Annotated in this window: 3 protein-coding genes; 2 read left to right on the top strand and 1 reads right to left on the bottom strand. The window is 76.1% G+C overall.

The annotated features are described in order from the left end of the window. Nucleotides 1–84: 84 nt before the first annotated feature. A complete protein-coding gene (locus KZJ41_RS22130) occupies nucleotides 85–19,008 on the top strand; it encodes a non-ribosomal peptide synthetase (protein WP_251549626.1) in 18,924 nt (6,307 codons plus the stop codon). Then, on the top strand, nucleotides 19,008–20,696 hold the full coding sequence (locus KZJ41_RS22125) for a polysaccharide biosynthesis tyrosine autokinase (RefSeq protein ID WP_065922199.1): 1,689 nt from the start codon (nucleotides 19,008–19,010) through the stop codon (nucleotides 20,694–20,696). Before KZJ41_RS22130 ends, KZJ41_RS22125 begins: the two co-directional genes overlap by 1 nt. Here the strand turns inward: KZJ41_RS22125 and KZJ41_RS22120 are convergent. Further along, nucleotides 20,667–21,182, bottom strand: a complete 516-nt coding sequence (locus KZJ41_RS22120) for a protein tyrosine phosphatase (RefSeq protein ID WP_065922200.1) — start codon at nucleotides 21,180–21,182, stop codon at nucleotides 20,667–20,669. The genes KZJ41_RS22125 and KZJ41_RS22120 overlap by 30 nt on opposite strands. Nucleotides 21,183–21,301 lie beyond the last annotated feature (119 nt).

Genomic DNA, 21,301 nt, shown 5'->3' with positions numbered 1-21,301 from the left:
GTCCACAACGTCGTCGACCGAGGGTTCCCACTGCACGCCCTCGGTCCCGAGGGAAAACGAGGGGGTGCGGTGCCGTCTTTTGCCATGTCCACGAGTCAGCGTGGACTGTGGTTTGCTCAGCAGCTCACCCCGGACGTCCCGTTCACCATCGCCCAGTACCTGGACCTGCACGGCCCGCTCGACGCGGACCTGATCCGCGCGGCCTGCAACCGGGCCGCCCGCGAGGTCGAATCCGGCACGCTGTTCCTCGAGATGGTCGACGGCGAGCCGCGGCAACGGGTGATTCCCGACGTCGACGACTACCCCGGCTACCTGGACCTGCGCGGCCACGACGACCCCGAGGCCGAGGCGCGACGGTGGATGGACGAGACCTACACCCGTCCGCTCGACCCGCTGCACGACCGGCTCATCGCCACCACGCTGATCCAGCTCGCCGACGAGCACTTCTACCTCTTCACCTACATCCACCACCTCGCCCTCGACGGGCACGGCGGCATGGTGATGCTCGGCCGCAGCGCCGAGCTGTACACGGCGTGGGCGCGCGGGGAGGCGCCGGCTCCGCTCGCGGCGCTGAGCCTCGAGCAGATCGCCGAGCACGAGCTCGCCTACCTCGGCAGCACGCGGCAGGCCGTCGACCGCGAGCATTGGAGGCAGCGCCTGGTGGACCTGCCGCCGCCCGTCACGCTCGCCGCCGGTTCCGCCGCCCCCTCGATGCCGTGCCGACACGTCGGTGCGGCGCTCGGCGCCGAGGTGACCGACGCCGTCGCCGAGTTGGCCCGCGACGCCAACTCCACCGACGTCCCGATTGTCGTCGCCGCCTTCGCCGCCTACCTGGCCCGCATGACCGGCGCCGCGGACGTCGCGCTGAGCCTGCCGGTCTCGGCCCGCACTACCGCGCCGCTGCGCCGCTCGGCGGGCTCGATCTCGAACATCGTGCCGCTGCGGGTGGGCGTGGAGCCGGACGTGACCGTCGCCGAGTTGGTGCGGCGCGTGCAGGTGGAGCTGACCGGGGCGCTGCGGCACCAGCGGTACCGCTACGAGGACATGCTGCGCGACCTGCACGCCGTCGGCGATCACCGGGAGACCCGCAGCGCGTTCGGGCCCGTGGTGAACCTGATGATGTTCAACCCGGAGTACGCGTACGGCGACATCACCGGCGAGTACAACCTGCTCTCCACCGGTCCGGTCGACGACCTGTCGGTGAACGTGTACGCCGGGATCGCCGGGCGCAGCACGCGGGTGGACTTCGAGGCCAACCCGCGCCTGTACGGCGACGAGACGCTCGCCCGGCACCACCGGCGGTTCCTGGACTTCCTCGGCGCGTTCGCGCGGTCGGCCGACCACGCGGTGGGCGACCTGCCGCTCGCGGCGCCCGGCGAACTCGTCGGCCTCGTCCCCGCGCGTGGCCCGCACCTCGAGGACGTACGCCTGCTGCCCGACGTGCTCACCGCGCACGCCGGCTCGGAGCGCGTCGCCGTGCGCGACGGCGCCGTCGCGCTGACCTACCGGGAACTGGATGAGCGTTCAACTGCGCTCGCGCGCAGGCTGATTGCGTGCGGCGCGGGACCCGACGACCGGGTCGCGGTGCTGCTGCCGCGCTCGGTCGGCGCGGTGGTGGCGCTGTGGGCCGTCGCCAAGGCCGGCGCCGCCTACACCCCGATCGATCCGGGCACCCCGGCGCTGCGGCTCGCCGAACTGCTGCGCGACGTGCCCGTCGCGGTGTGCGGCGACGACGTCGCCCTGCCCGACGGCGTGACCCGCGTGGGCCCGGCCGACGGCGAGACGTCGTCGGCGCCGTTCGACGCGGGCGAACGGCGGCGCCCGCTGCACCCCGACCACCTCGCCTGGGTGATCCACACGTCCGGCTCCACCGGCACCCCCAAGGCCGTCGCCGTCAGCCACCGCGGGCTCGCGGGCCTCGTCGCGACGCTGCGGGAGCGGTACCCGGCCGACGCCACGTCGCGCGTGCTGCACCTGGCTGCCCCGAGTTTCGATGCGTCGCTGCAGGAACTGCTGCTGGCCTTCGACGCCGGCGCCACCCTGGTGGTCTGCCCGCCCGACGTGGTCGGCGGACCGGACCTGGCCGCGCTGCTGCGCGAGCAGGCCGTCACCCACGCGATCACCGCGCCCGCCGTCCTGGCCGTCACGCCCGAGGCCGACCTGCCGGCGCTGCGGATGCTCGACGCGGGCGGCGAGGCCCTGGCGGTCGACGTCGCCGACCGGTGGTCGCGCGGGCGCACGATGCTCAACGCGTACGGGCCCACCGAGACCACCGTCCTCGCCATGCTCAGCGAGCCGCTGCGGCCGGGTGGGGGAGTGCCCATCGGTGCACCCGTCCACGGCGTGACGGCCGTCGTGCTCGACGCGCGGCTGCACCCGGTGCCCGTCGGCGCGGTCGGCGAGCTGTACCTGGGTGGGCCGGCCGTCGCGCGTGGATACCTCGGCGACCCGGCGCTGACCGCGGCCCGGTTCGTCGCGTCGCCGTTCGGCCGCGTGTACCGCACAGGAGACCTGGTGCGCTGGAGCCGTGCGCGTTTCTGGTCGTCGGAGCTACCAGAAACGCGCACGGGCGGCGGGGACGTCCTGGAGTTCGTCGGGCGCGCCGACCGGCAGGTGAAGATTCGCGGCTACCGCATCGAACCTGGCGAGGTCGAGGCGGCGCTCACGGGTCTCGGCGACGTCGCGAGCGCGGCCGTCGTCGTCCACGGCGACACCCTCGCGGCCTACGTCGTCGGCGACGTCGAGCCCGACGACGTGCACGTCGGCCTCGCCGAGCGCCTGCCCGCCTACCTGCGGCCCGCGACGGTCACCGTGCTCGACGCGCTGCCGCTCACCCCGGGCGGCAAGATCGACCGTCGCGCCCTGCCCGCCCCCGCGGTGGACACGGCCACCGGCTCGCGGCCGCCGACCGGCCCGACCGAGACGCTCGTCGCGCAGCTGATGTGCGAGATCGTCGGCGTCGACTGGGTGGGGGCCGACGCGAACTTCTTCGCCCTCGGCGGGCATTCGCTCGGCGCGGCACAGCTCGCGGCGCGGCTCGGGGCCGCGCTCGGCCGCGACGTGCACCTGCGCGACGTGTTCGACCATCCCACCGTCGCCGGACTCGCCGCGGCCGTCGACGCCGGACCGGCCGCCGCGATGCCCACGCCCACGCGCTCGGACGACGACACGCCCGCGCCGCTCGCCCCCGCCCAGCGACGGCTGTGGCTGCTCGCGCAGGGCGACACCGCCGCCTACCACCTGCCGTTCGCGCTGCACCTCGACGGCACCCTCGACGTGGCCGCGCTGTGCGCTGCGCTCGGCGACGTCCTCGACCGGCACGAGATCCTGCGCACCGTCTACACCGAACCCGGCCCGCGGCAACGGGTCCGGCCCGTGGCCGAGGTGCTGCCCGCGCTCGACGTCGAACCCGTCGACCCGGCCGACGTGGACGCCCTGATCGCCGAGTGGGCCGCCGCACCGTTCGACCTCGCCACCGGCATCCCGCTGCGGGTGCGGCTGCTGCGCGTGGGCCCGGACCGGCACGTGCTCGCCGTCGTCGCCCACCACATCGCCATGGACGGCGCGTCGTTCGTGCCGCTGACCCTCGACCTCGCCGCCGCCTACACCGCCCGCGCCGACGGGCACGGCCCGCGGTGGGAACCGTTGCCGCTGCGGTACTCCGACTACGCCCGCTGGCACCGCGCCCTGCTCGGCGACGCGGACGACCCGGACAGCCTCGCCGCCCGCGAACTCGCGCACTGGACCACCACGCTCGCCGGGCTGGGCGAGGCGCCGACCCTGCCCACCGACCGTCCCCGCCCTGGCCGCCCCGGACCGGCCGAATCGCTCGAATTCGCCGTCCCCGCCGCGCGGTTCGAGGCGCTGCGCCGCCTGGCCGCCGCGCACGACGCCACCGCGTTCATGGCGGTGCACGCCGCCGTCGCCGTGTGGCTGTCGGCGTGGACCGGGGGGCGCGACGTCGCCGTCGGCTCCGGCACGGCCGGCCGCGAGCACCCCGACCTCGAGCGTCTCGTCGGCATGTTCGTCGGCACCGTCGCGCTGCGGCTCGACGTGGACTCGGCCGCGTCGTTCGCCGAGCTGCTCGCCGCCGCCCGTCGCGCGGACCTCGACGCCTACGCGCACGCGACGGTGCCGTTCGACCGCGTCGTCGATGCACTCGGGTTCGCCCCGTTCCAGGTGATGCTCGCCTACGACAACGTCGCCGTGCCCGACCTCGCGCTGCCCGGCCTGGCCGTGCGCGCCGAGGAGATCCCGTCCGGCCGCGCCCGGTTCGACGTGGAGATCGCGGTGCGCGAGCTGCCCGACGGCTCGCTGTGCGGACGGGTGATCTACGACGGTGCCCTGTTCGAGCGCGCGACGGTCGCCGCCGCGGTGGCCCGCCTGCACGCGGTGCTCGACGCGGCCGTCGCCGCGCCGCAGGCACCCGTCGGCGATCTCGAGCTCGGCGCCCCCGAGGTCGTCCTGGCAGACCCCGGGCCGGTCGCGACCCTGCCGGAGCTGCTCGCCGCGCACCCGCTGCGGGTGAGCGCTCCGGGCGGCGCGCCGGTCGAGTTGATCCCGGCCGCAATACCGTTGGCGTGGCATCTGATCGAGCGCGGTCTCGGTCCGGAGGATCGGGTGGCGATTCTGTTGCCGCGGTCGGGGGACTCGGTGCGTGCAGTGGCCGCCGTCGCGCTGACCGGGGCGGCGTTCGTGCCCGTCGACCCCGTGCAGCCCGCGGCGCGGATCGCCCAGATCCTCGCCGACGCCGGGGTGCGGCACGTCGTCGCCCGGCCCGGTACGTCGCTGCCCGACGGCGTCGCACTCGTCGACCCGGACGCGGGATCCGCGCGGTCGGGCGAGATCACCGACGCCGACCGGACGCGGCCGCTGCGGCCCGACCACGCCGCGTACCTCGTCTACACCTCCGGCTCGACCGGCACGCCGAAGGGGGTCGTCGTCACCCACCGGGGGCTCGCGCCGCTCGTCGCGTCGCTGCGCCGCCGCATGGACCTCGACCCGCAGGCGCGGGTGCTGCACTTCGCGTCGCCCGCGTTCGACGCGTCGGTGCTCGAGTACCTCCTGGCCGCCGCGGCCGGCGGCACCCTCGTCGTCGCGCCGCCGGATATATTCGGCGGCGAGGACCTGCTGGAACTGCTGCGCGCCGAACGCATCACGCACTGGTTCTCCACCCCGGCCGTGCCTGCGCAACTGGACCCCGTGGGCCTGGACGCGCTGCGCGTGCTCGCCGTCGGCGGCGAGGCGTGGCCGGCCGAGACCGCGGCCCGGTGGGCGCCCGGCCGGACCATGCTCAACGTGTACGGGCCCACCGAGACCACCGTGCTCGCCACCGCCAGCGCGCCGCTCGTGCCGGGGGAGCGGCTGACCATCGGCACCGGCCTCGACGGCGTCACCGCGCTCGTGCTCGGCCCGCGGCTGCGGCCCGTGCCCGTCGGCGTGGTCGGCGAGCTGTACCTCGCCGGGCCGGGCCTGGCCCGCGGCTACCTCGGAATGCCGAGCCTGACCGCGAGCCGCTTCGTCGCGTCCCCGTTCGGCGGCGGTCGCATGTACCGCACGGGCGACCTGGTGCGCTGGAGCGGTGTGCCCTTCGGGCGGCCGGAGCAGCCCAAAGGACACACCGGCGGCGGAGCCGCCCTCGAGTTCGTCGGGCGGGTCGACCATCAGGTCAAGCTCCGCGGATTCCGCATCGAACTCGGCGAGATCGACGCCACCCTCGCCGGGCATCCCGCGGTCGCCGCCGCCGTCACCGTCGTGCGGGGCGATGCGCTCGTCGCGTACGTGCACGGCCCCGACCCCGCCCGCCTCGACCCGGCCGAGCTGCGGGAGTTCGTCGCCGCGCGGCTGCCGCGGCACATGGTGCCCGCCACGGTCACCGTCCTCGACGCGCTGCCGCTCACGAGCACCGGCAAGATCGACCGCGCCGCGCTGCCCGAACCCACCGCAGACCCGGACCGCCCGAGCACCGGATATCGCAGCGCCGCCGAGGAACTCGTCGCCGGTGTCGTCGCCGACCTGCTCGACCTGCCCACCGTCGCCGCCGACGACGACTTCTTCGCGCTCGGCGGCAACTCGCTGCTCGCCACCCAGCTCGCCGCGCGCCTCGGCGCGGTCGCCGGCCACCGCGTCGGCGTGCGGGAGATCTTCGAGCACCCCACCGTCGCCGGCCTCGCCGTCGCCGTATCCGATTCGATTGCCGGCGAACGCCTTCCGCTGCTGCCGACCGACGACACCGGTCCGGTGCCGCTCGCGCCGGCGCAGCAGCGGATGTGGCTCGCCAACCGGCTCGACGTCGCCGACGCCGCCCCCGGCGACCACGTCGCGTTCGCCGTCGACCTCGCCGCCGGCACCGACCTCGACGCCCTCGCGGCCGCCGCCGCGGACGTGATCGCCCGGCACGCCGTGCTGCGCACCGTCCACCCCGACGGCCCGGACGGGCCGACACAGCGGGTGCTGCCCGGCGTCGCCCTCGACCTCGCGCCACACGCAACACCCGCCGACCTCGACGACGCCCTCGCCGAATTCGCCCGCACCGGTTTCGATCTCACCGTCGACCCGCCGCTGCGCACCCGCCTCTACCGGACCGGCGCCGGCTACACCCTCGCGGTGGTGCTGCACCACATCGCCGTCGACGGGCTGTCGCTGCTGCCGCTCGGCCGCGACCTCGCGCTCGCCTACGCCGCCCGGCGCGACGGGCGCACCCCGGCGTGGCCGCCGCTGCCCGTCACCTACCGCGACTACGCCCGCTGGCAGCACACCCTGCTCGGCGACCCGGCCGACGCCGACAGCCTCGCCGCCCGCCAGCTCGCGCACTGGACCCGCACCCTCGCCGGCGCCCCGCCGCTGCTGGCCCTGCCCACCGACCGTCCCCGCGGCGACGGTGACGGCGCCGCCGGGCGCGTGCGCTTCTCGGTGCCCGCCGAACTGCACGCCGCCGTCGACAAGCTGGCCCGCGCCCACGACGCGACGACGTTCATGGTCGTGCACGCCGCGCTCGCCGTGCTGCTCGCGACCCTGGCCGCCGCCGAGGACGTCACCGTCGGCACCCCCGTCTCCGGGCGGGTCGACCCGATGCTCGACGACGTGGCCGGCATGTTCGTCGGCACCGTCGCGCTGCGGCTGCTCGTGCCGGCCCGCGCGACGTTCGCGGAACTGCTCGCCGACGCCCGCCGCGTCGACCTCGACGCGTTCGCGCACGCCGACGTGCCGTTCGACCGGGTCGTCGACGCCCTCGGCGCCTCCGCGTCGCGGCACCACCCGCTCTTCCAGGTGATGCTCGCCTACGAGAGCTTCGCGCTGGACGGCCTCGACGTGCCCGGCGTGACCGGGGTGCGCGAGATATCCACCGGCACGGCCCGATTCGACCTCGAGGTCACCGTCCGCGAGACCCGCTCCGACGCCGGCACCCCCACCGGGCTCGACGGGGTGCTCACCTACGACCGCGGCCTGTTCGACCACGACACCGTCGCCGCGTGGGCGCCGTTCCTGCTGCGCATCCTCGACGTGGTCACCGCCGACCCGGCCGTCGCCGTCGGCGGCATCGACCTGCTCGGCCCCGACGACGACACGTCCGCACCCCGGCCGGCCCCCGACACGGCCACGCTGCCCGCGCTGGTCGCCGAGCAGGCACGCCGCCGCCCCGACGCGGTCGCGCTCACCCACGGCGACGACACCCTGACCTACGCCCAGCTGCACGCCCGCTCCGGGGCGCTCGCCGAAATGCTCGCCGAGCGCGGGCTCGGCGTCGAGGACGTCGTCGCCGTCGCGCTGCCCCGCTCGCTCGACCTGGTGGTGGCGATCCTCGCCGTCGCCCGCGCCGGCGCCGTGTACCTGCCGCTGGACGTCACCCACCCGCCGGCGCGGCTGCGCGCCCTGCTCGACGACGCCGCCCCCGCCGCGGTGCTGTGCGACACCGGGTTCGCGGTCGACACGGATGTGGCTCTCCTGCACGTCGATGCGCCCGAGGTTCGGCAACGCCTGGACGCCGGCGCCGCGTTCGACGCGGCCGTGCCTGCCGGTGCCGGCGCGTACCTGATCTACACCTCCGGCTCCACCGGCACCCCCAAGGGCGTGCTCGTCGGGCACGAGGCCGCCGCCGCGGTGTTCGCCGCCACCGGCGACGTCGGGTTCGGCCCGCGCGACGTGTGGACCCTGTTCCACTCCCCGGCGTTCGACTTCTCCGTGTGGGAGATGTGGGGGGCGCTGACCACCGGCGGGCGGCTCGTCGTCGTCGACCACTACACCGCCCGCGACCCTGGGGCGTTCGCCGCGCTGCTCGACGGCGAGGGCGTCACCGTCCTCAACCAGACGCCCACCGCGTTCGGCCAGCTCGCCACCGTCGACACCGCGCTGCCCACGCTGCGGCTGCTGATCTTCGGCGGCGAAGCCCTCGACCCCGGGCGGGTCCGGCCGTGGCTCGCGGACCGGCCGCACGTGCGCGCGGTGAACATGTTCGGCATCACCGAGACCACCGTGCACGTCACCCGCGGCCCCGCCGCCGAGCCCGGCGTCGGGCGGCCGCTGCCCGGGATCGACGTGCAGATCCTGGACCGGTCGCTGCGCCGCACCCCGCCCGGCACCGTCGGCGAACTCTACGTCGCCGGAGGCCAACTCGCCCGCGGCTACCGCGGCCGCCCCGGCCTGACCGCCACCCGGTTCGTCGCCGCGCCCGGCGGCGCCCGCCGCTACCGGACCGGCGACCTCGGCCGCCGCGGCCGCGACGGGGTGCTGCACCACCGGGGCCGCGCCGACGACCAGCTCGAGCTGCGCGGCTACCGCATCGAACCCGGCGAGATCGAGGCCGCCCTGCTGCGCTGCGACGGCGTCACCCAGGCCGTGGTGGTGCTGCGCGACGACCGACTCGTCGCCTACCTCGTCGGCGGCTCACCCACCGGGGCGTTGCGCGCGCTGCGCCGCACCCTGCCCGACTACCTCGTGCCCGCCGCCGCCGTCGCGCTGGATGCGCTGCCGCGCACCGCCAACGGCAAGCTCGACCGCGCGGCCCTGCCCGCACCCGCCGTCGCCCCCACCGGCGGCCTCGCCCCGCACGGGCCGCTCGAGGAACTCGTCGCCGAGGTGTTCCGGGAACTGCTCGGCGCCGGGCCCGTCGGCGCCGGCGACGACTTCTTCGACCTCGGCGGCAACTCGCTGCTCGCGACCCGCCTCGCCGGGCGCCTCGCCGACATCGCCGACGTCGACGTCACCGTCCGCGACGTGTTCGACGCCGCCACCGTCGCCGACCTCGCCGCGCTGCTCGCCGCCCGCGCCGGCACGGGCCGTCGCCGTGCCCCGCTCGTCGCGGCCGGCGACGACACCCCGGCGCCGCTGTCGCCGGCGCAGCAGCGGCTGTGGTTCGTCAACCGGCTCGACCCCGGATCCGGCAGCTACAACCTGCCGTTCGCGGTGCGGCTCGACGGCCGGCTCGACGTCGCGGCGCTCACTGCCGCCGTCGCCGACGTCCTCGACCGGCACCGCACCCTGCGCACCGTGTACCCCGACGCCACCGCGCAGGTGGTGCGGCCCGTCGCGCGGCCCGGACTCGAGCCCGTCGCCGTGCCCGCCGAGGGGCTCGACGAGTTCGTCCGCGAATTCGCCGCCCCCGGCTTCGATCTCACCCGCGAGACGCCGGTGCGGATGCGGCTGTACCGGCTCGCGCCGCGGCGGCACGTGCTCGCGGTGGTGGTGCACCACATCGCCGCCGACGAATGGTCGCTCACCCCGCTGCTGCGCGACCTCGTCGACGCCTACACCGCCCGGCTCGCCGGGCAGGCGCCGCGGTGGGCGCCGCTTCCGGTGCAGTACACCGACTTCAGCCGCTGGCAGCGCGCCGGCGCCGACGGCCAGCTCGCGCACTGGACGACCGTGCTCGCCGGCCTGCCCGACGAGGTGACCCTGCCCGGCGACCGGCCGCGGCCCGCGCGCCCGACCGGCCGCGGTGCCACCCACCGGGTTGCGGTGGATCATGCTGTGGCCGAAGGCGTTTCGCGGCTCGCCCGGGACGGTCGCGCGACGACGTTCATGGTGCTGCACGCGGCGCTGGCCGTGCTGCTGGCCCGGCACGGAGCCGGCGACGACATCGCCGTCGGCACCGTCGTCGCCGGGCGCGGCGACCCGCAGCTCGACGCCCTCGTCGGCATGTTCGCCGGCACCCTCGTCCTGCGCACCCCCGTCGACCCGGACGCCACCTTCGCCGACCTGCTCGCCGAGGTCCACGCCCGCGACCTCGCCGCCTACACCCACCCCGACGCGCCGTTCGAGACCCTCGTCGAACGCCTCAACCCCGCCCGCAACCCCGCCCGGCACCCGCTGTTCCAGGTCGCCCTGTCGCTGCGCCGCCCCACCGTCGACGCCTTCGAGCTGCCCGGCCTGACCGCGCGGGTGCTGCCGGTGGCCGACGAGCACGCCAACTTCGACGTCCAGCTCGTCGTCACCGAGACCGGCACCGGCGTCGACCTCGAATTCGCCTACGCCACCGACCTGTACGACGCCGGCACCGTCGCCGCGTTCGCCGACCGGTACGTCGCGATCCTGCGGGCCGCCGTCGCCGACCCGGCCGTGCGGATCGGCGACATCGACCTGCTCACCGAGCGGGAACGCGCCGCGCTGGTCCCCGCCGCCGGCCCCGAGCCGGCCCCGGCGCGGACGCTGTGGCAGTGGTTGGCCGCCGGCGCCGCCCGCGGCGGCGACGGTGTCGCCGTGCGCGACGGCGACACCGAACTGACCTACCCGCAGCTGCTCGCGCGCGCCGACGCGCTCGCCGCCCGGCTGCACGCCGCCGGCGCCCGGCCCGGCACGGCCGTCGCGTGCGCGCTGCCCCGCTCGCTCGACTCCGTCGTCGCCGTGTGGGGCATCGCCCGGCTCGGCGCCGCCCCGATGCTCGTCGACCCCGCCCAGCCCGCCGCGCGGCTCGCCGCGATGCTCGGCGACGCGACCGTCGGCGTCACCGGCGCCGCGCACCGCGGGTTGCTGCCCGCCACCGTGACCTGGCTCGATGTCGCCGGCTCCCACGGTGGCGGCTTTCACGGTGACGGTGTCGAGGGGGCCGGCCCGGGCGCCGGCGCGCCCGCCTACCTGGTGTTCACCTCCGGTACCAGTGGAAACCCCAAGGGCGTCACCATCACCCACCGGGGGGTGAGCGCCCTCGCCGAGGACCTCGCCGAGCGGTTCGCCGCCGCGCCCGGCGACCGGATGTTGCACGTCGCGTCGCCGAGCTTCGACGCGGCGATGCTCGAGCTGCTCGTCGCGGGCACCGCCGGCGCGACCCTCGTCGTCGCCGGGCCCGACGCGTACGGCGGCGACGCCCTCGCCGACCTGCTCGCCGGCGAGCGCATCACGCACGCGTGCGTCACCCCGTCGGCGCTGGCGACCGTGCCGCCGCGGGCGCTGCCCGACCTGCGGGTGCTCATGCTGGGCGGCGAGGCCGTGAGCGACGAGCTCGTCGCCCGGTGGGGTGCGGGCCGTCGCCTCTACAACGGATACGGCCCCGCCGAGGCCACCGTCTTCGCCACCTGTTCGTCGCCGCTGGCGCCCGGCGCGGACGTCGTGATCGGCACCCCCGTGCGCGGGGTCCAGGCCGTCGTGCTCGACGAACGGCTGCGGCCCGTGCCCACCGGCGTGGCCGGGGAGCTGTACCTGGCGGGGGAGCGGCTCGCCGACGGGTACCGCGACGACCCGGGCCGCACCGCGACGCGGTTCGTCGCCGCCGACGGCGGTCGTCGCCGGTACCGCACGGGCGACCTGGCCCGCTGGGCCCGTGCGCGTTTCCGGTCGTCGGAGCTACCAGAAACGCGCACGGGCGGCGGGGTCGCGTTGCGGTTCGTGGGGCGCAGCGACGATCAGGTCAAGCTGCGGGGCGTGCGCATCGAACCGGGCGAGGTCGACGCCGCGCTGCGGACCGTGCCCGGCGTCGAGCAGGCCGCGACCGTCGTGCGCGACGGGGCGCTCGTCTCCTACGTCGTGCCCGCCGGCGTCGACGCCGAGGACGCGCGCGGGCGGCTGCGGCAGAGCCTGCCCGCCCACCTCGTGCCCGTCGTCGTCGTGCCGCTCGACGCGGTGCCGCGCACCGCGCACGGCAAGCTCGACGTCGCGCGGCTGCCCGCCCCCGACCTCGGCGGGCGCGACGAGCCCGGCACCGGGACCGAGGCGCTCGTCGCGCGGGTCTACGGCGAACTGCTCGACTCCCCGGTCGGCAGGACCGACGACTTCTTCGCCGTCGGCGGCAACTCGCTGCTCGCGACCGTGCTCGTCGGCCGGCTGCGCGAGGAGACCGGCGTCGCCGTGCCGCTGCGGCTGATCTTCGAGAACCCCACCGTCGAAGGGCTCGCCGCCGCGCTCGACGCCGGCGGACTCGACGTCGAGGCCGGGCCGGTGCCCGTCCACCCGCGCCCCGCCCGGATCCCGCTCAGCCGCGCGCAACGTCGCCTGTGGGGGCTCAGCCGCCTCGACCCCGACGCCTACCTGCTGCGCGCCGACGTGCGCCTGACCGGCCCGCTCGACGTGCCCGCCCTCGAGACCGCGCTCGGCGACGTCGTGGCGCGGCACGAGATCCTGCGCACCCGCATCGTCGTCGACGAGCAGGGTCCGCATCAGGTCCTGGCGGACCGTGGTGTCCATTGGGACCTCGAGGGGACCGAAACGACACCACGGCGCCTGCGCCTGACCGTGGACCACGCCGCGGCGGACGGGGCGTCGCTCGCGCCGCTGCTGCGCGACCTCGCCGTCGCCTACGCCGCCCGCGCGGCCGGGCAGGCGCCGCGGTGGGAGCCGCTGCCGCTGCAGTACGCCGACTACGCCCTGTGGGAACAGGCGCGCGGGATCCCGGAGGCGGACGCCGCGCACTGGCGGCGCGCCCTCGACGGGCTCGATCCGGTCGAATTACCCACGCAGGCAGGGTGTTCGGAGACGGAGTCGTCGGAGCAGGAGGCCGGGACCGTCGCGTTCGAGGTGCCCGCCGACGTGCGCGCCGGGATCGCAGAGCTCGCGCGGGCCCACGGCGCCACCGAGTTCATGGTGCTGCACGCCGCGCTGTCGGTGCTGCTCGCCCGCGTCGGCGCCGGACACGACGTCGCCGTCGCCGCCGTGGTCTCCGCCCGCCGCTGGGCGCAGGTCGAGGACCTCGTCGGCCCGTTCCTCGAGACCCTCGTGCTGCGCGCCCGCGTGGAACCCGACATGCCGTTCGCCGGGCTCCTCGCGCAGGTCCGCGACTTCGACGTCGCCGCCCTCGACCACGCCGGGGTGCCCTACGAGCAGATCCTCGCCGGCCTGCCCGGCCGCGCCCCGCAGGTCGCGCTCGCCCTGCAGGACTTCACCCTCGCCCCCACCCGGATCGGGGACCTCACCGTCGAGGCCGAGGAGATCGTCCGCGGCGCAACGAAATTCGATCTGCAGTTCGCGTTCGCGCCCGCCGCGGACGGCTACGCCGGCACCCTCGTGCACGACGCGTCGCGGTTCGCCGGACCCACCGCGCGGCGGCTCGCGGACCGGTTCGTCGCCGTCCTGCGGCACCTCGTCGCCGCGCCCGACACCACCGTCGGCGACCTGCCTGTCGACCGTCCCGCCGCGCCGCTGACCGGCGCCGCCCCCGCCCCGGCCCGACCCCTGCCGGACCTGCTGCGCGCCACCGCCGCCGCGCACCCCGACCGGGAAGCCCTGCGCGAGGGCGACACCGCGCTGACCTACCGCGAACTCGACGCCCGCTCCGACGCGCTCGCCGACGAACTGCGCGCCGCCGGCGCCGGCCCCGGCACCGTCGTGCCCATCGACCGGCCCCGCGGCCTCGAGTACGTGCTGCGGCTGTGGGCGATCACCAAGACCGGCGCCGCGTTCACCGGCGCCCCCGACGCGGCCGGCCCGGCGCCGGCGAACGTCGCGTACGTCGTGTCGACCTCGGGCTCGACCGGGGCGCCCAAGCGCGTCGCCGTCACCCACGCCGGCCTCGCCCCGCTTGCCGCCGAGGCCGTCCGCCGCTACCGCGTGGGACCCGGCGACCGCGTGCTGCAGGGCTACCATCCGGCGTTCGACGCGGCCCTGCTCGAGATCCTGCTCGCCCACACCACCGGCGCGACCCTCGTCGTCGCCCCGCCGGAGGTGTACGCGGGGGAGGACCTGCAGCGGCTGCTGCGCGCGCAGCGCATCACCCACTACCTGTCCACCCCGGCGGTGCTCGGCACCCTCGACCCGCACGAGCTGCCCGACCTGCGGGTCGTCGCGTCCGGCGGCGAAACCCTGCCGCCGGCGCTCGCCGCCCGCTGGACCGACGGCCGGCACATGCTCGACGCGTACGGACCCACCGAGGCCACCATCGTCGCGACCCTCACCGACGTCGACGGCCGCGGCGGCATCGGCCGGCCCGTCCCCGGCACCGTCGCGCACGTGCTCGACGCCCGCCTGCGCCCGGTGCCCGACGACGCCGTCGGCGAGCTGTACCTGGCCGGGGCGTCCGTCGCGCTCGGCTACCTCGGCGCCCCCGCGCTCACCGCGCAGCGGTTCGTCGCCGCCCCCGGCGGCACCCGCCGCTACCGCACCGGCGACCTGGTGCACCGCCGTCCCGACGGCACCCTCGCCTTCCGGGGCCGCACCGACCGGCAGCTCAAGGTCCGCGGCGTGCGCATCGAACCCGGGGAACTCGAGGCCGCCCTGCTCGCGCAGCCCGGCATCCGGCACGCCGTCGCGCTGGCCGCGGGCGGTGCGCTCGTCGCCTTCGCCGCCGCCGATCCGGGTGTCGAGCCGAGCCGCGTGCTCGTCGGGCTCGCCGACGTGGTGCCGCCGCACCGCATGCCGACGCGGCTGCGGCTGCTGCCGGAACTGCCCACCACCGTCAACGGCAAACTCGACACCGCAGCCCTGCGCGACCTCGACACCGCCGGGGACGCGCCCGCCGACGACCGGCCGCTCACCGACGTCGAGGACCTCGTCGTCACCGTCGCCGAGAGCGTGCTCGGCGCCCGGCCCGACATCCACGCCGGGTTCTTCGCCGCCGGCGGTGACTCGCTGTCCGCCGTCGTCCTCGCCGCCCGCCTCGCCGACGCCTTCGGCACCGACGTGCCCGCCCGCGCCGTGCTGCAGGCACCGACCCTCGCGGCACTCGCCGCCCACATCCGCGACGGCGACCGCACCCGGATCCCGTTGCGCCGCTACGACGACGACGCCCCCACCCCGCTTGCACCCGCGCAGCAGCGACTGTGGCTCCTCGGCCGCGCCGAGCCCGGCAGCGCCGCCTACACCGTGCCCGTCGCGCTGCACCTGACCGGCGACCTCGACACCGCCGCGCTGGCCGCGGCCGTCGCCGACGTCGCCGCCCGGCACGAGATCCTGCGCACCGCCTACCCCGACGGCGTCGCGGTCGAGGTCGATCCGCCTGTGCTCGAAGCGGTTCCGGGCACCGACCCGGCCGCCGCCGTCGCCGAGGTGATCACCGCGCCGTTCGACCTCACCGCCGACGCGCCGCTGCGGATCCGGCTGATCGAACTCGGCGCCCACGAATGGGTGCTCGCCGCCGCGGTCCACCACATCGCGTTCGACGGCGGCTCCGTCGCGCCGCTGCTGACGGACCTGCAGCACGCCTACGCCGCCCGCCTCGCCGGGGCGGAACCGATCTGGTGGCCGCTGCCCGTGCGCTACCGCGACTACGCCCGCTGGCAACGCGACCTGCTCGGCGACCCCGCGGACCCGGACAGCCTCGCCGCCCGCCAACTCGACCACTGGGCAACGACTCTCGCGGGCCTGCCCGACACACCGCTGCCGCTGCCCACCGACCGGCCCCGGCCCGCGCGGCCCAGCCACCGCGGCGGCGCCGTCACCGCCCACCTCGACGCCGGCACCCACCGCCGCCTCCGCGACGTCGCGCGGGCCCACGACGCGACCGGCTTCATGGTGCTGCACGCGGCGCTCGCCGCGCTGCTCGCCCGCCGCAGCGGCCGCGCCGACATCGCCGTCGGCACCGCTGTCGCCGGGCGCGCCGACCCGCGCCTGCACGCCCTCGTCGGCATGTTCGTCGGCACCCTCACCCTGCGCACGACCGTCGCCGGGAACGAGCCGTTCGGGGACCTGCTGCGTCGCATCCGCACCACCGACCTCGACGCCCTCGCGCACGCGGACGTCCCGTTCGACCGGGTCGTCGCGCGGGTCGCGCCGGCCCGCGGCACCCACCATCCGCTGTTCCAGGTGCTGCTCGCCCACCGCACGGTGCCCGCGGGGGAGGACCTGCCGCAGCTGCCCGGCCTGCGCGTGCGCGAATTCGACGCCGGCACCCCGGCCGCGCAGTTCGACCTCACCTGGGACGTCACCGAACACGACGGCGACGGCGGCATCGACGTGCGTCTCGTGTACGCCACCGACCTGTTCGACCCCGCCACCGCCGGCGCGCTGCTCGACGACTACGTCGCGCTGCTCGGCGCCGCGCTCGCCGACCCCGGCACCGCCGTCGGCGACCTCGCCGCCTCCGCGCCGGCGCCGTTGTCCGCGCCCGCCGCGGCGCCGCGCACGCTGCCGCAGCTCCTCGCCGCCACCGCCCGCACGCACCCCGGCGCCATCGCCGTGCGGGCCGGGGCCGTCGCCTGGACCTACGCCGGGCTCGCCGCCCGCGCCGACGTCGTCGCCGGGGAACTGCGCGCCCGCGGCGTGACCCGCGGCGACGTGGTCGCCGTGGCCGTGCCGCGCGGGGAATGCTGGCCGCTCGCGGTGTGGGCCGTCGCCCGGACCGGCGCGGCGTGGGTGTCCGTCGACCCGGCGCAGCCGCCCGCCCGCGTCGAGACCGTCCTGCGCGACAGCGGCGCCACCGTCGGGTTGACCGTGGCAGGTGCCGAACCGGTGGGGGAGGGCATCGACTGGGTGGACCTGACCGGCGAGTGGGAGGCGCGGGAAATCCCTGCGCCGCAACCGCATCCGGACGACACTGCGGCGGAGCCGCATCCGGACGACACTGCGGCGGAGCCGCATCCGGACGACACTGCGGCGGAGCCGCATCCGGACGACACCGCGTATCTGATCTACACGTCCGGGAGCACCGGCACCCCCAAGGGTGTCGCCGTGCCGCACCGCGGCCTGACCGCCGTCGTCGACGCGCAGCGGCACGTCCTCGGCGTCGCGCCGGGCAGTCGGGTGCTGCACGCGGCGTCGCACACCTTCGACGCGTCGGTGTTCGAACTGCTCGCCGCCCACGCGCACGGCGCGACCCTCGTCGTCGCCCCCGACCACGTCTATGCCGGAGCGGCGCTGCAGCGGCTGATCGTCGACGAGCACGTCACCCACGTGGTCGCCACCCCCACCGTGCTGGCCACCCTCGACCCGGACGCGCTGGGGCGCCCGGTCACCGTCCTGTCCGAGGGCGAGGCGCTCACCGCGCCCGTCGTCGAACGCTGGCGGCGGCACCGCCTGCTCAACGGGTACGGGCCCACCGAGTTCACGATCGCCGTGTCGTTCGGCGGGCCGTTCGACCCCGGCGCCCGGCCCACCGTCGGCGCCCCCGTCGCCGGCGCCACCGCCCACGTCCTCGACGCGCGCCTGCACCCCGTCCCGGCCGGGGTGATCGGTGAGCTGTACGTGACCGGGGCGGGCCTGGCCCGCGGCTACCACGGCCGAAGCGGGCTCACCGCAACACGATTCGTCGCCGACCCGCACGGCGAGCCGGGCACGCGCCTGTACCGCACCGGCGACCTCGCGCGCGTCACCGCCGACGGCGAGCTCGACGTCCTCGGCCGCGTCGACGAGCAGATCCAGCTGCACGGCATCCGCGTCGAACCCGCCGAGATCGACGCGGTGCTCACCGCCGCCGACGGCGTCGAAGCCGCCGTCACCGTCGCCGTGCCCGGCCCCGCGGGCGGAACCGTCCTCGCCTCCTACGCGCAGGGCAGCGCCGACGCCGCCGCGCTGCGCACCCGCGTGGCCGCGCACCTGCCGCGCGCGCTGCGGCCCGCCGCGATCACCGTCGTGGACGCGCTGCCGCTGCTGCCGTCCGGCAAGGTCGACCGCGCCGCGCTGCCCCGGCCCGACTTCGCCTCGCCCGCAGACGGATTCGTGCCACCCGACGGGGCGACGGCCGAGACGGTCGCCGCCGTGTTCGCCCGGCACCTCGGCCGGCCCCCCGGATCGGTGTCCGCCGACCTCGGGTTCTTCGACCTCGGTGGCACGTCGCTCGGGGCCGTCGCCGTCGCCGCCGACCTGCGGGCCGAACTCGGCCGCGACGTCCCGCTCGAATGGCTGCTCACCGCACCCACCGTCGCCGACCTCGCCGACCGGATCGACCACGGCGGCGACGACACCGACCCGCTCGCCACGCTGGTGCCGCTCGCGGGGCGCCCCGGCGGCACCGCGCTGTTCTGCGTCCACCCGATCAGCGGAATGTCGTGGTGCTACACGGGACTCGCGCCGCACCTGCCCGGAGTCGCGCTGTACGGGCTGCAGGCCACCCGGCTCGCGCCGCTGCCGCGCACCGTCGCCGAGTTCGCCGCCCGCTACGTCGACCGGATCCGCACCGTCCAGCCGGAGGGCCCCTACCACCTGCTGGGCTGGTCCCTCGGCGGCACCATCGCGCACGAGATGGCCGTGCAACTGCACGAGGCGGGGCAGCAGGTGGCGTCGCTGATCCTGCTCGACACGCTCACCCCCGACACCCTCCCGGACGTCGCGGCGCTGCCCGACGAGCCCGTCGTCGAGCTCGAGGTGCCCGGCCTGCCGCCGACGTTCGTCGCCGAGATCCGGGAGCGGGCTCTGGCCGCGGGCGCCGCGCTGGAGGAGGCCGTCACCGCGCACACCCCCCGCGTCCTCGACGGCGACGCGCTGCTGTTCCGGGCCCGGCCCGGCGGGCAGACCGGACCCGACCTCGCGGCGAGCTGGCGGCGCCACGTCCGCCGCGTCGCCGAGCACGACGTGCCCTACCCGCACTCCGACCTGACCACCCCCGGCGCGCTGGCCCTGATCGGCCCCACGCTCGCCCGGCACCTGACCGAACGACAGATTTCCGCGCCCGTAGGGTGCACCGACAGTGTCACAGCAACGAGGGAGACACCGTAATGGAAGTACACGACTACCTACGCATCCTGCAGGCGCGATGGAAGATCGTCGCCGTGACGACCGTGGTGGCGGTACTCGGTGCGCTCGGAGCCTCCCTGCTCACCACCCCGATCTACCAGGCGAGCACCCGGCTGTTCGTCTCCACCTCCTCCGGGGCCTCAGTCAACGAGATCTACCAGGGCAACCTGTTCTCGCAGCAGCGCGTCGCCTCCTACACCAAGTTGCTCACCGGCACCACGCTGGCGCAGCGCACCCTCGACCGGCTCGGCCTGTCCGACGTCACGCCGTCGCAGCTCGCCGGAAAGGTCACCGCGTCGTCCGCCCCGGACACCGTCCTCGTCGACGTCAAGGTCGACGACGAGTCGCCGGAGCGGGCCCGGGACCTCGCCAACGCCCTCTCCGACGAGTTCGTCGTCATGGCGCGCGAGCTCGAGACCCCCGAGAACGGCGGTGAGCCCACCGCGCGGGTCGTCGTCGAGCAGCACGCCGACACCCCGGTGACCCCGGTGTCGCCGAAGACGAAGCGCAACCTCGCGCTCGGCCTCGCCGTCGGCGTGCTCCTCGGCATCGCCCTCGCGGTGCTGCGCGACCGGCTCGACAACACCGTCAAGGACCGCAAGACGGTCGAGGAGCTCGCCGGGACGGGCCTGGTGGGCACCATCCCCCTCGACAAGGAGCGGCAGGAGCATGCGGCGATCGACTTCCAGGAGTCGAACTCCGGCAGCGCGGAGGCGTACCGGGAGATGCGCACCAACCTCAAGTTCCTCGACGTCGACAACCCGCCGCGCGTCATCGTCGTCACCAGCGCCCTGCCGGCCGAGGGCAAGACCACCACGGCCATCAACACCGCGCTGGTGCTCGCGGAGGCCGGCCATTCCGTGGTGCTCGTCGAGGGTGACCTGCGCCGGCCGCGGGTGTCGAAGTACCTCGGGGTCGTCGGCGACGTCGGGTTCAGCACCGTGCTGTCGGGCCAGGCCGGTCTGGAGGACGTGCTGCAGCCCAGCCAGTACGAGGGCCTGTGGGTGCTGGCCTCCGGGGCGCTGCCGCCCAACCCCAGCGAGCTGCTCGGCTCCGAAACCGCCAAGCACGTCATCGACCACCTGCGGGCGCGCTTCGAGTACGTGATCATCGACGGCTCGCCGGTCCTGCCCGTCACCGACTCGGTCGTGCTCGCCGCGGCCACCGACGGCGCGCTGCTCATCGCTCGCCACGGCAAGACCACCCGCGAGCAGCTCAGCCGCGCGGTCGGCAACCTGGGCAGCGCCGGCGCGCACCTGCTCGGCACCATCATCACGATGACGCCGAACAAGGGCCGCGGCGCCTACGAGTACCGGTACTACTACGAGTCCGACGAGTCGGCGAAGAAGGCCACGGCCGCTGCGTCGACGCCCGCCCCGGCCGGGTCGGCTCCCGTGGAGCCGGGTCCTGTTGCACAGACCACCGGCGGACGCCGCTACCGCGAGGAGCAGAACCGGCCGGAACCGTACCGGCCGGAGCAGCCGCACCGGGGCGGGACGGACCACGACGACGCGCAGCCGGGACAGCACTACCGGGCCCCGCAGGCGTACACCGCCGACCCCGCCTACCGCGAGCAGGCGGTGCCGACGGCGGTGTCGCGGCCCGTCGCGCCGTCGCCCATGCAGGGCCCGCGCAACGGGTCAGTCGTGGATCCGGGCGAGCAGCGGTAGCAGCAGATCGGCGATCTCGGTCCCGACGGCGACGAACGTGTCCTCGTCCAGACCGATCGGATCTGTGACGTCCTCCGGTCCGGGCGCGGGGAACTGCGCCCGGGCCGCGGCGAGCTCGGCGACGGTCTCGGCGCCGCTGAGCTGCTGCAGCCGCGCGGCCTCGCGCAGCGTGAACGTCCGCTTGAGCATCCGCGGCGCCGCCTGCAGCACGGCCCCCCGATGCGACTCGGCCATCGTGAGCACCAGGTCGGCGTCCTGGGCGATGTGCGGCGACAGGCGCCGGGCGACGAAACCGTCGGGCTCGCCGCCGAGCTGGCGCAGGACGAGCGCGGCTGTCGGCTCCATGGGCCGCCCGACCATGCCGCGGGTGCCGGCGCTGTGCGCGGACAGCTCACTCCGGCCGGTTTCCGTCGCGTATGCGGTGGTCAACAGCTCGGCGGTGGGCGATCGGCAGATGTTCCCGGTACAGACGTACAGAACCCGCATCGCTCGATCCTAGGCAGCACACGGGTCGCTCGTCCGATTGTGACGGCGTGTGTCCGATTCGCCGGGTGGGCGTGTCCGGACCGTTCGGTAGCATCGGGCGGTCGGGATGCGCCGGGGGT

Origin of the sequence: Rhodococcus sp. 11-3, from assembly GCF_023704055.1 — a bacterium.
Classification (GTDB): domain Bacteria; phylum Actinomycetota; class Actinomycetes; order Mycobacteriales; family Mycobacteriaceae; genus Rhodococcus; species Rhodococcus aetherivorans.
This window is presented reverse-complemented; position numbering and strand designations above follow the sequence as displayed.